Origin of the sequence: Streptomyces violaceoruber, assembly GCF_033406955.1 — a bacterium.
In the GTDB taxonomy this organism is placed as follows: Bacteria; Actinomycetota; Actinomycetes; order Streptomycetales; family Streptomycetaceae; genus Streptomyces; species Streptomyces violaceoruber.
Genome location: NZ_CP137734.1, coordinates 6,830,198 through 6,842,917 on the forward strand (window position 1 = coordinate 6,830,198; position 12,720 = coordinate 6,842,917).

General features: G+C 74.9%; 9 protein-coding genes. 8 read left to right on the top strand and 1 reads right to left on the bottom strand.

The features are described 5' to 3' along the window. Positions 1-57 precede the first annotated feature (57 nt). The 6 genes from R2E43_RS30610 (at position 58) to R2E43_RS30635 (ending at position 9,266) form a co-directional block, all read left to right on the top strand. A complete protein-coding gene (locus R2E43_RS30610) occupies positions 58-885 on the top strand; it encodes a MetQ/NlpA family ABC transporter substrate-binding protein (RefSeq protein ID WP_003977267.1) in 828 nt (275 codons plus the stop codon). A gap of 170 nt (positions 886-1,055) precedes the next feature. Next, positions 1,056-1,694 (top strand): GNAT family N-acetyltransferase, encoded by a 639-nt coding sequence (locus R2E43_RS30615; RefSeq protein WP_016325821.1) that lies wholly within the window; start codon positions 1,056-1,058, stop codon positions 1,692-1,694. A 117-nt stretch (positions 1,695-1,811) separates the two neighbouring features. Continuing rightward, on the top strand, positions 1,812-3,038 hold the full coding sequence (gene cbiE, locus R2E43_RS30620) for a precorrin-6y C5,15-methyltransferase (decarboxylating) subunit CbiE (protein ID WP_332056742.1): 1,227 nt from the start codon (positions 1,812-1,814) through the stop codon (positions 3,036-3,038). 371 nt (positions 3,039-3,409) lie between these two features. Beyond that, positions 3,410-7,024: a nicotinate-nucleotide--dimethylbenzimidazole phosphoribosyltransferase gene (gene cobT, locus R2E43_RS30625; RefSeq protein WP_332056743.1), complete on the top strand. Its 3,615-nt coding sequence runs from the start codon at positions 3,410-3,412 to the stop codon at positions 7,022-7,024. Between the two features lie 189 nt (positions 7,025-7,213). Continuing rightward, the gene (gene cobA / locus R2E43_RS30630; protein WP_093455785.1) at positions 7,214-8,446 is read left to right on the top strand and encodes a uroporphyrinogen-III C-methyltransferase; all 1,233 of its coding nucleotides are present in this window, start codon (positions 7,214-7,216) and stop codon (positions 8,444-8,446) included. A 1-nt stretch (position 8,447) separates the two neighbouring features. After that, entirely contained in the window at positions 8,448-9,266 is an 819-nt protein-coding gene (locus R2E43_RS30635) for a TrmH family RNA methyltransferase (RefSeq protein WP_003977273.1), read from the top strand. Positions 9,267-9,293: 27 nt separating this feature from the next. Here the strand turns inward: R2E43_RS30635 and R2E43_RS30640 are convergent, their stop codons facing one another. After that, complete coding sequence (locus R2E43_RS30640) at positions 9,294-10,763, bottom strand: serine/threonine-protein kinase (RefSeq protein ID WP_189283991.1); 1,470 nt, start codon at positions 10,761-10,763, stop codon at positions 9,294-9,296. A gap of 603 nt (positions 10,764-11,366) precedes the next feature. On the opposite strand from R2E43_RS30640, the gene R2E43_RS30645 reads away from it, so the two are divergent. Next, entirely contained in the window at positions 11,367-11,549 is a 183-nt protein-coding gene (locus R2E43_RS30645; protein ID WP_003977275.1) for a membrane protein, read from the top strand. 191 nt (positions 11,550-11,740) lie between these two features. Further along, a complete protein-coding gene (locus R2E43_RS30650) occupies positions 11,741-12,679 on the top strand; it encodes an aminoglycoside phosphotransferase family protein (protein WP_319127710.1) in 939 nt (312 codons plus the stop codon). Positions 12,680-12,720: the final 41 nt, after the last annotated feature.

Genomic DNA, 12,720 nt, shown 5'->3' on the forward strand with positions numbered 1-12,720 from the left:
CACAGACTCCCCGCCGTACCGGGCGGGGTCGCACCACCTTCAGGAAAGGCACTTTTCGTGCGTAACACCGCCAAGTTCACCACCGCCGTCCTCGCCGCCGGAGCCCTCACCCTCGGGCTGACCGCCTGCGGCTCCGACAAGGACTCCGCCTCCGACACCTCGGGACCGCTGGTCGTCGCCGCGAGCCCCACCCCGCACGCCGAGATCCTCGACTACGTCAAGGACAACCTGGCGAAGGACGCGGGCCTCGACCTCGAGGTCAAGGAGTTCACCGACTACGTCACGCCGAACACGGCGACGGAGGACGGCTCCGTGGGGGCCAACTACTTCCAGACCCAGCCCTACCTCGACGAGTTCAACAAGAAGAACGGCACCCACATCGTGTCCGTCGTCGACGTGCACCTGGAGCCCCTGGGCCTCTACTCCCACAAGGTGAAGAAGGCCGACGACCTGAAGAGCGGTGCGACCGTCGCCGTCCCCAACGACACCGTCAACGAGGGCCGCGCGCTGCAACTGCTCGCCGCCAACGGGATCATCACCCTCAAGGACGGCGCAGGCACCGCGGCGACCCCCTCGGACATCACCGAGAACCCGAAGAAGCTGGAGTTCAAGGAGCTGGAGGCGGCCCAGACCCCGCGCTCCCTCGACGACGTGGACGCGGCGGTCGTCAACGGCAACTACGCCATCGAGGCCGACCTGAAGCCCGCCCAGGACGCCCTCGTCCTGGAGAGCGCCAAGGGCAACCCGAACAGCAACCTCCTCGCCGTCAAGGAGGGCCACGAGGACGACCCGCGCGTCAAGAAGCTCGCGAAGCTCCTCAACTCGCCCGAGGTGAAGAAGTTCATCGAGGACACGTACGCCGGCGCGGTCCTGCCCTCCTTCTGAGCCTCCGGCCGAGGTTCCCTCCGGCTCGCCCTCCGGGCCTCACCCCGCGCCACCCACCGGGTCCGCTCCGTGCACACGGGGCGGACCCGGTGGTGTGGTTGAGTGCTTTCATGCTGCATGCTGGGCAGTTCGAGCAGGCCCTGACGGTTACACAGGTTACGGAGCGGCGCATGACGAGCACCTTCCCCAACATCTCCATCAGCACGGAGCGGTTGGTGCTGCGCCCCCTCGACGAGGACGACGTCCCCGCACTGGCCGCCATGATGAACGACGAGCAGGTCGCCGCCTGGACCCACGTCCCCCAGCCCTTCACCGAGGACAACGCCGCCACCTGGATCGGCGACCACGCCCCCGCCGAGCGCACCGCGGGCCGGGGACTCGACCTCGCCGTCACCGAGTTCCTCACCCAGCGACTGGTCGGCGTCGTCCAGCTGACCAAGACCAACTGGCACGTACGCTCCACCGAACTCTCCTACATAGTCGCCCCCTGGGCCCGGGGTGAGGGGTACGCGTCCGAGGCGGCGCTCGCCACCGCACAGTGGCTCTTCGGCGACCAGAAGTTCGAACGCGTCGAGCTGCGCACCGCGGCCGACAACACCGCCTCCCAGCAGGTCGCCCAGAAGATCGGCTGCATCAGCGAGGGTGTGCTGCGCGGCGCCTGCATAGCGCGGGCACGCACCGACGACGGCGTCTGGACGGACGTACGCACCGACTTCATCGTGTGGAGCCTGCTGCCGGAGGACCTCGAGGGCGCCACCGGACAGCTGACCGACCCCGACGGTTTCACCACCTTCACCGACTGGAACTGATACACGAGGGGCGACCCGCGCCACCACCCCGGACCAGGCCGCACCGGATACCCCCACGGGGCGCGCCCGCGCCGGTTCCACGACCACGACCTGCGAAAACCCTGGAGACTGACGACGATGGCCGACCGGGTCACGGTGATCGGCTGGGACGGTTCGCCGCTGACCGCCGCGGCACGGTCCGCGCTGGGCGCAGCCACCCTGGTGGCCGGCGCCGCCCACCACCTGGCACTGCCCGAGGTACCGCCCACCGCCGAACGCATCCGCCTCGGCAGCGTCGCCCTCGCCGCCCGCCGCCTCGCCGCGCACCGCGGCACGACGGTGGTGCTGGCCGACGGCGACCCCGGCTTCTTCGGCGTCGTACGCACCCTGCGAGCCCCCGAGTTCGGCCTGGAGGTGGAGGTCGTCCCCGCCGTCTCCTCCGTGGCCGCCGCCTTCGCCCGCGCCGGGATGCCCTGGGACGACGCCCAGGTGGTCGTCGCCCACCCCCGCACCCTGCGACGCGCGGTGAACGTGTGCCGCGCCCACACCAAGGTCGCGGTCCTCACCTCACCCGGCGCCGGACCGGCCGAACTCGGCCTGCTGATGGAGGGCGTCCACCGCACCTTCGTCATCTGCGAGGAACTCGGCACCACCCGCGAACGCGTCACCGTCGTCACCTCCGACAAGGCGGCCGACCACACCTGGCGCGACCCGAACGTCGTCATCGTGGCCGGCGGCAGCGCCGGCCCGGCCACCGCGGGCGACGGCACCGGCTGGATCACCGGCCGCGACCCCGCCACCGGACCGCGCGGCTGGTCCCTGCCCGCCGCGGCGTACGGCGGTGCACTGGGCGAGGGAGAGACCGACCTGCTCCGCACCGCCCAACTCGCCCGCCTCGGGCCCCGCCTCGGCGACCTCGTGTGGGACATCGGCTGCGGCAGCGGCGCCTTCGCGACCGAGGCCGCCCGCGCCGGCGCCGCCGTCATCGCGGTCGACCGGGACCGGGACGCCTGCGCCCGCACCGAGGCCACCGCACGGCACTTCGGGGTCCAGCTCCAGACCGTGCACGGCAACGCCCCCCACGCCCTGGAGGACCTCCCCGAACCGGACGTCGTCCGGGTCGGCGGCGGGGGATCGGCCGTGGTCTCCGCGGTCGCCGACCGCCGCCCGCAGCGCATCGTCGCGCACGCCGCGACCCGCGACGCGGCCGAACTCGTGGGCAGGGACCTGACGGAGCACGGGTACCGCGTCGAGTGCGCCCTGCTGCAGTCCGTCGGACTCGACACCCGGGCCTGGACGGAAACGGAGCGGAGCGTTGCGTTCCTGCTCAGCGGAGAGATCGTGCGGCGCGAAGCACCCCGCTGAGGACCGACGAGGACCGCGCCCCGTGATCGGTTGTTCATACCGCGCGGGGTAGGCTGGCGGATTGTTGTACCGCATGCGGACACCCGGCAGTTCGTCAGTCGATGTCCGTAAAAACCCGTTCCTTCGGGGGCGGGTGTGGTACGGCAGAACCGGAGGACGCGCAACGTGGCGCAGTCCACAGCGGGCCGTCGCGGATCAAGCTGTCGTGGCGGGGGGACGACCGCGACAATGGCACTCAATGGCTTTGTCGTCTTTTCCCGCGGGTCGTTCGTGCCGCTGGGCACGCCCGCTCGTTCTTCACTACGGGCGGTCGGTGCGCCGTCCGGGTGAGCTGGTCGTAGAAGCACTAACCGATGGGCGAGGGGTTACGCATGACCGACACCGGCCAGATCCCGGGCGAGGGGCTGCCGGAGAACGCAGGCATGGTGGAGCAGCCGGGCGTCCCCGCACCCGGCGCGTACACCTACCTCTCCGAGGCCACCGCCGAGGACGAGGACCTGTTGTTGCTGCCGGGAGCCCAGAGTGCCTGGGGCAACGAGGTCGCGCCGCCGGCGCCGGAGCCGGTCGTCGAGACCGTGCACCAGCCCGGACCGCACGAGATGTCCGGTCGGGACAGCGGCTCGGTCGACCTCGGCGGCGTCCGCCTGCCCGACCCGGCGCAGGACTCCGCGACCGCCCCGGTCCCGGCGCGCAGGCCCCTTCACCTCGGTCCGCCGATCCCCGACACCTCCGCCAGCCCGGTCCGCTCCCTCGCCGACCGCGGCCCCGCCGACGCGCCGGTACGTCATCCCGGCCCGCCCACCGCGGGCCCCGAGTACCTCGACGTCCCGCAGGCCGCCGTGCCGACCCCGCAGACGGCGGCACCCTGGGGAGCGCAGACGGCGCCACAGGCCCAGGAGGTCCCGGTGAACGCCGGGGCGGGGCATGCGGAAACGGTTGTCCCGGTACCGGAGCAGCAGGCGGCCGAGCCCGTGGGCGCGGCCCAGGCGCTCGTGACCCGGGTGGCCACGGAGGCCGTGGCGGCGACCGGCGGGACGCCCGCGGACGCCGGGGAGTCCGGCGAACCGCAGGAGGCGCCCGCACCGGAGGCGGCGCACACCGACGCGGGGTGGCCGGTCGACCCCGCGGAGGAAGCCGTACCGGTTCCCGAGACGGCCCCCGCGGCGCCCGTGGCCCCCGTGACCGAACCCGTCCAGGCGACGGCCGAGGACGATGCCGGGCCCGAGGAGGCGCTCGCGGTCCCCGAGGCCCAGGAGGTCCCCGCGCAGTCGGCTCCGGAAGAAGCGCCGGCGGAAGTACCCGCGGAGGTTCCCGCGCAAGCACCGCAGGGACTCGACGAACCCCGCGTGGCCGACGACGCCCCCGAGGCGCCCGCGCCGCAGGAAGCACCGTCCTCCCTGGCACCCGAGCCCGCACCCGGCGACGCCCAGGCAGTTGACGCGCCCGTGGCCGCCGCGGAGCCCGAGGCGTCGGCACCCGAGGCCGCCGAACCCGGACCCGCGCCGTCCCGGGCGCCTGAGCAGCCCGCTCCGGTCCAGGTGGAGGCCGCGCAGCCGACGCCGCCGGAGGCACGGCCCGCCCCGGAGGCAGCGCCGCACCCGCAGCCGGACGTCCAGCCCGCGCCGCAGCCCGCCCAGGGACCTCAGTCCCTCATGGACGCCACCATGCAGCAGGAGCAGGAGCAGGAGCAGGAGCAGGAGCAGGAGCAGGAGCAGCAGGAGGAGCAGGGGCAGGAGCAGGAAATGGCGGCCGTGGTCGTGACCGACGGCACCGCCGGGCCCGTAGCGGCGGACGCGCCCGCCGCCGGCGCGCAGGAGCCCGCGCCCGTACCGGCCCCGGTCGCCCAGGAACCGCACCCCGCCCAGCCCGTGGGGCAGTTCCTGCCCGTCGACGGCGGGCAGGTGCCCACGACCCCGCACCTCGCGCCCACCCCGCCCGAGGCAGTGCTGGTCCCGCCGGAGACGGCCCCCGAACCGGAGCCCGTCGCCGCGGCCCCGGCGGCCGAAGAGGCCGTCCCCCCGGTACCGGCGCCGCGCGAGGCAGACCCGGAACTCGTCCAGAGCGTCGACGACCTGGACACCCGGGGCGCCGAAGAGGACGACCACGCCACCGAAGCCGCCGAAGCCGCCGAGGAGACCGCGGAGGCGGTGGGAGCGACCGCCTCGGACCCCGCGTCCCAGGAGGCCCTCGCCCCCCAGCAGGCCCCGCACGACGGGAGTTCGGCCGGAGCCGCGGAAGCGCCGCGGCCCGTCGGCCCGGCGGCCCCCGCCTACGACGACGCCGAGCGCGCGGCCGTGCTCAAGGTCATGCGCGAGCGCCGCGACATCCGCAACGGCTTCCGCAGCGACCCCATCCCGCACGAGGTACTGCTCCGCGTCCTGGAGGCCGCCCACACCGCGCCCTCCGTCGGTCACTCCCAGCCCTGGGACTTCGTCGTCATCCGCTCCGCCGACACCCGCCGCGCCATGCACGAACTGGCGACGCGTCAGCGCGACGCGTACGCCAAGTCGCTGCCCAAGGGCCGGGCCAAGCAGTTCAAGGAACTGAAGATCGAGGCCATCCTCGACACCCCGGTCAACATCGTCGTCACCGCCGACCCGACCCGCGGCGGCCGGCACACCCTGGGCCGCCACACGCAGCCGCAGATGGCGCCGTACTCCTCCGCGCTCGCCGTCGAGAACCTCTGGCTCGCCGCCCGCGCCGAGGGCCTCGGTGTCGGCTGGGTCAGCTTCTTCGACGAGCGCGAGATGGTCCGCGCCCTCGGCCTGCCCGAGCACCTGGACGTCGTCGCCTACCTGTGCGTCGGCTACGTCGACGAGTTCCCGGACGAGCCCGAGCTGATGCAGGCCGGCTGGTCCAAGCGCCGCCCCCTGTCCTGGGTGGTGCACGAGGAGACGTACGGCCGCAGGGCCCTGCCCGGCGAGGCGCCGCACGACCTGCTCGCCGAGACCGTCGCGCAGATCCGCCCGCTGGACGCCAAGGCGCTGGGCGAGGCGTGGGAGCGGCAGAAGCGGATGACCAAGCCGGCCGGAGCGCTCGGCATGCTGGAGATCATCTCCGCCCAGCTGTCCGGCCTGTCCCGGCAGTGCCCGCCGCCCATCCCGGAGCCCGCCGCCGTCGCGGTCTTCGCCGGTGACCACGGCGTGCACGCCCAGGGCGTCACCCCCTGGCCGCAGGAGGTCACCGCCCAGATGGTGGCCAACTTCCTGGGCGGCGGCGCGGTCTGCAACGCCTTCGCCACCCAGGTCGGCGCCGAGGTGTGCGTCGTGGACGTCGGAGTCGCCACCGACCTGCCCGCCACACCCGGCCTGCTGCCCCGCAAGGTCCGCGCGGGCACCTCCGACATGACCACCGGCACGGCGATGACCCGTGAGGAGGCCAAGCAGGCCATCGAGGTCGGCATCGAGACCGCCCGCGACCTGGTGGCGGCCGGCAACAAGGCGCTGCTCACCGGCGAGATGGGCATCGCGAACACCACCGCGTCCGCCGCGCTCATCTCCGTGTTCACGGGTGCCGACCCGGTCGAGGTCACCGGTCGCGGCACCGGCATCAACGACGAGACGCTGGCCCGCAAGACCGAGGTCGTCCGCCGCGCCCTCGAACTCCACCAGCCGGACCCGGCCGACCCGATCGGCGTGCTCGCGGCGATCGGCGGCTTCGAGCACGCGGCCATAGTCGGTCTGCTGCTCGGCGGCGCCTCGCTGCGCACCCCGGTGATCCTGGACGGCGTCAGCGCCGGTGCCGCCGCCCTGGTGGCCCGCGCGATCGCCCCCGAGGTCCTCGCCGCCTGCATCGCCGGCCACCGCAGCGCCGAGCCCGGCCACGTGGCCGCGCTCAACAAGCTGGGCCTGCGTCCGCTGGTCGACCTCGACCTCCGCCTCGGCGAGGGCACCGGCGCCCTGCTCGCGCTCCCGATGGTGCAGAGCACCGCGCGCGCCATGCACGAGGTGGCGACGTTCGACTCGGCGGGCGTCACCGAGAAGTAGCGGTCGCACGACGCGGGGCCCGGGACCACGGTGCCGGACCCCGCGGGGACTCCCGTGCCCGCAGCCCCGTCCGCCGGCCGTCCAGCCACCGGACCAGCGGTCCACCCACCGGACCAACCGAGCCCCCACGGGCCAGCCGCTTTAAAATCCGCACGTCAGCGCCACCGCCGCAGGAGGAGCCGTCCCCTCATGGCCGAACACCCCGCCTACCCCGTAGGCCTCCGTCTCGCGGGCCGTCGCGTGGTCGTCCTCGGCGGCGGACAGGTCGCCCAGCGCCGCCTGCCCGCCCTCGTCGCGGCCGGTGCCGACATCCGCCTCGTCTCCCCGGAGGCGACTCCGTCCGTCGAGGCGATGGCGGACGCGGGCGAGATCACCTGGGAGCAGCGCCCGTACGCGGAGGGGGACCTCGCCGACGCCTGGTACGCCCTGATCGCCACCAGCGACACCGCGGCCAACGACGCCGCCTCCGCCGAGGGCGAGCGGCACCGCGTGTGGTGCGTCCGCTCCGACGACGCCGACCGGGCCACGGCCTGGACCCCGGCGACCGGACACAGCGAGGGCGTCACCGTCGCCGTACTCACCACCGAAGCACGCCACCGCGACCCCCGGCACACGGCCGCCATCCGCGACGCGGTGGTGGAGGGCCTGCGCGACGGCACCCTCGTCGCCCCGCACCGGCGCACCCGCACACCCGGCGTCGCCCTGGTCGGCGGCGGTCCCGGCGACCCGGACCTGATCACCGTCCGCGGCCGCCGCCTGCTCGCCGAGGCCGACGTCGTCATCGCCGACCGGCTCGGCCCCCGCGACCTGCTCGCCGAGCTGCCGCCGCACGTCGAGGTCATCGACGCCGCCAAGATCCCGTACGGCCGCTTCATGGCCCAGGAGGCCATCAACAACGCGCTGATCGAGCACGCCCGGCAGGGCAAGGCGGTCGTACGGCTGAAGGGCGGCGACCCGTTCGTCTTCGGCCGGGGCATGGAGGAGGCGCAGGCGCTGGCCGAGGCGGGCATCACGTGCACCGTCGTCCCCGGCATCTCCAGCACGATCTCGGTCCCCGGTGCGGCCGGCATCCCGGTCACCCACCGGGGCGTCGCCCACGAGTTCACCGTGGTCAGCGGGCACGTCGCCCCCGACGACGAGCGCTCCCTGGTCGACTGGCCGTCCCTCGCGAAGCTGACCGGCACGCTCGTGATCCTCATGGGCGTCGACAAGATCGGCAAGATCGCCGGGACCCTGATCGCGCACGGCAAGTCCCCCGACACCCCGGTTGCCCTCGTCCAGGAGGGCACCACGGCCGCCCAGCGCCGGGTGGACGCGACCCTCGCCACCGTCGCCGAGGTGGCCGTCGCCGAAGAGGTCAGGCCGCCCGCCGTCATCGTCGTCGGCGAGGTCGTCGCCGTCGGCCCGCACGGGACGGCCTGACGTGGCCGGCCTCGTCACGATCGACGACCCCGACGACCCACGTCTGCACGACTACACCGGCCTCACCGACGTCGAGCTGCGCCGTCGGCGCGAACCCGCCGAGGGCCTGTTCATCGCCGAGGGCGAGAAGGTCATCCGGCGGGCCGGCGAGGCGGGCTACGCGATGCGCTCGATGCTGCTGTCCGCCAAGTGGGTCGACGCCATGCGCGACATCATCGACGCGGCGCCCGCCCCGGTCTACGTCGTCGACCCGGCGCTCGCCGAACGGGTCACCGGCTACCACGTGCACCGCGGCGCGCTGGCCTCGATGCAGCGCAAGCCGCTGGACACGGCCGCCGGCCTGCTGACGACCGCCCGCCGTGTCGTCGTCATGGAGTCCGTCAACGACCACACCAACATCGGGGCGATCTTCCGCTCCGCCGCCGCGCTCGGCATGGACGCGATCCTGCTCTCCCCGGACTGCGCGGACCCCCTGTACCGGCGCAGCGTCAAGGTCTCGATGGGCGCGGTCTTCTCCGTGCCGTACGCCCGCCTCGACACCTGGCCGGCCGGTCTGGCTGCGGTCGGTGAGGCGGGCTTCACGCTCCTCGCCCTCACCCCCGACGAGCGGGCCGAGCCCCTCGACGCGGTCGCCCCGCACCGGATGGACCGGGTGGCCCTCATGCTGGGCGCCGAGGGCAGCGGGCTGACCCGGCGGGCCCTGGCGGCGTCCGACACGTGGGTGCGCATCCCGATGTCCCACGGCGTCGACTCCCTGAACGTCGGCGCGGCGGCCGCGGTCGCCTTCTACGCGGTGACGGCGGGACGCCCCCCGGCCTAGGGGTCTGACCGGCCCGGGCCCCGGTCCTCAGCGCCCGGGGGTCCGCGGCTCCGGGAGGCCGCCCGGCGGGTCCACCTGATCCCGCTGCGTCGCCCGCACGCCGCCGCCCCGTTCGTCGCCGAGCCCGCGCGCGGGCCCCTGGCAGCCCTGTGCGGCGGCGATACCCAGTGCGACCAGCAGCGTCACGACCACGAACACGAACAGCCGCTGCCGCAGCAGCCGCGGATTGGCGGGCCGCCGCCAGCCGGTCCCCGTCGTCCTGGGCGCCGTACGGCCGGAGCCGCCGCGCGGTGCGGGCCGGCCACCGTCGTTGCGCGAGGAGTTCCGGCCGGTCGTGTCGCGGGTCGGCGTGGGCCGGGACCCGGACCGCGCCCCCGTACCACCACCGCGCGACGACGTGCCACCGCGGGACGGGGTGCCACCGCGGGACGGGGTGCCACCGCGCGAGGGTGTTCCGCCACGAGAGGGCGCTCCGCCCCGCGACGGGACGGAACCCCGGGGCGCGGATCCCCGCGACGCCGACGTGCCGCGCGGCGCGGGAGTGCCCTGCGGACCCGGCCGGCCCTGCGGACGCCGCTGAGCACGCTCCGGGTAGGTGTCGGCGAGCCGCCCCGTGGGCACGTCCGCCTCACCACTGCGCGGCGCGGGCGGCCGTACGTCGGCCATGCCCTGGGCCTCCCGGGCGGCGATCTCCTTGAGCCGCAGCGACAGTTGCAGGGTGCTGGGGCGTTCCTCGGGGTCCTTGGCCAGGCACGCCCGCACCAGCGGGGCGAGCGCGTCCGGGACGCCGTGCAGCTGGGCCTCCTCGTGCACCACGCGGTACAGCATCACCTCGGAACTGCCGTGCCCGAAGGGCGAGTCGCCCATCGACGCGTACGCCAGCGTGGCCCCGAGCGAGAACACGTCCGTGGCCGGAGTGACCGCGGCCCCGCGCACCTGCTCCGGCGCGAGGAACCCGGGGGAGCCGACCGCCGTCCCGACGTGCGTGAGGGTGGAGGCACCGGTGGCCCAGGCGATGCCGAAGTCGATGATCCGCGGCCCCTTGGGGGACAGCAGGATGTTGGACGGCTTCAGATCCCGGTGCACCACCCCGGCCTCGTGCACGGCGACCAGGCCCTCGGACAGCGCGGCGCCCACGGCCGCGACGTCGGCCGCGCCGAGCGGGCCCCCGTCGGCGACCTTGTCATGCAGGGAGGGGCCGGGCACGTACTGGGTGGCGAACCAGGGACGGTCCGCCTCCAGGTCCGCGGCGACCAGCCGGGCGGTGCAGCCGCCCCGGATGCGCCGGGCCGCCGACACCTCACGGGCGAACCGCGACCGGAACTCCTGGTCCTCCGCCAGGTCCGGCCGGATGACCTTCAGCGCGACCCGCTGCCCCTTCTTGTCGGAGCCCAGGTAGACCACGCCCATTCCACCCGCGCCGAGCCGCCTGTGAAGCCTGAACGAGCCGACGACGCGCGGGTCCTCGCGCCTCAGGCGCATCATCGCCATGTTCATCCCCGCTGCCCGGTCCCTGTGACGTGCCACAGCTTACGTTTCCACGGCCGCCCGCGCGCAGAGGCCGCGCCCTCTCGCGACAACGGATTGTCAGTGCCCGGCGCGAGAGTTGAGCGGCGGTCAGCTCCCGCGCGGCCCGGCCGGCCGCGCTCCGCCCTTGATCCCAACCGGCCGCAGGAGCCGGGTGATTGGTGCGGGCGAGGGGGACCGGCCGGGGCGGGGCGGGGGCGGTGGGGAGCGGTCGCGCACCTGCGGCGTGACGGCGGGCGGGCAGCGGCCCGGGGCGGGGGAGGGGGTGTGCGGGGAGGCGGCCGGAGTGAGGGAAGTCACCGGACAGCCCGGAGATACCGGGACACGGTGGGCGCCCCCGTCCGGGAAGACCCCGAGACCAGTGCGGCGGTCTCCACCCAGGGGAGTAGTGGGCCGGTCACGGCTCATCCTCCGGGAGGCCCGGCAATCGGTACGAGGGCATGACGTCCGGCGCTCGCCCGACGCATAGATTTGAGGTCAAGCGGCGGGTGCAGCACTCGTCCCCCGAGGTCAGACACCCGCCGCTGCAACGAGACAACGCGAACGACTCGACGAACGGTCAGGAGAGGGACCATGGCCCAGACGGTTCCGCGGACGCTGGTCCGCACACGGGAAAACCGCCGTCAGGGCCGTCGCCACCCCGCGGTGGCGACGCTCATGGCCCTGCCCCTGGCGGTCCTGCTCCTCCTCGTCTTCGACGGGTGGGAGACAGTGGCCACACAGGCGTCGTCCGTGGGTGTGGTGCTGGGGCGCTGAGCGGCGACCCCAGGCCCGGAAGAGCGGTCCGGGCGGGGACATCCATCCATGAAACCCCGTGGGGACGGGGGTGCGGCGGACGGCAAAATGCCGGCGCAGCTGGGGAGCTGCGCCGGCATTGCTTTTCCCTCCCCGGGCAGCGCCGGGCCGGGCAGCGCGGCGGCGCACCCCGCCTGCGTACCCTCACCCTCGTGACCACGGACGCCCCCGCCCTCCTCCCCGCCCTCCAGGCCCGCGTCAGGGAAACGGCCCACGCCCGCACCCCGGCCGGCTGCCCCTGCGGCGCGGCCACTCTCGCCGACCGCCCCGACGCCACCGTCGTCCGGCACGCGGGCACCGTCGCCAAGGCCCACGCCGCGGACGCCGACCCCGCCGAGCTGTCCCTCCGTGTCACCGCGGCCGCCCGGCTCCCCGGCGTGCTGCTGCCCCCGCTCGCCCCGGCCCCCGTCGACCTGCACGGGCGGCTCGTCACCTACTGGCCCTACGGCACGCCCGTGGACCCCGAGGATCCGGACGCCGCGCCGTGGGAAGCCGCGGCGACCCTCCTCGCCCGCCTCCACCGCACGCCGGCCCCTGCCGCCCTGCCCCCCATGCGCGGCCCCGCGAAGGCGGCCCGGGCCGTGGCACGCCTGAGCGACACCGCCCCCGACCACCCCGCCGCCGCGCCCGTGCTGGCGGCCTGGGCGGCACTTCCCGCCTGGGCGCGCGGCGAGGCCGCCATGCCGGGGCCGGCCGCCCTCTGCCACGGCGACCTCCACCTCGGCCAGCTCATACGCCACCCCGCCCCCGACGGACCCTGGCTGCTGATCGACGTCGACGACCTCGGCACCGGCGTCCCGGCCTGGGACCTGGCCCGCCCCGCGGCCTGGTACGCCTGCGGGCTGCTCCCGCCCGAGGAGTGGCACCGCTTCCTGACCGCCTACCGAGCCGCCGGCGGCCCCGCCGTCCCCGCCGAGGGCGACCCGTGGCCCGCCCTGGACGTCCCGGCCCGCGCGCTCACCGCGCAGACCGCCGCCCGGGCCGTCGCCAAGGCGGTCCTGGCCGGCCGGGCGCTGGACGAGGTGGAGCGCTCCCTCGTCGACGCGTGCGCGCGCATGGCGTCCGTACGGCCCGCCGACCCACGGGGTTGAGCCCAAGTTCCGCGAAGTAGGGTGCAACCGACCCGGGGCGG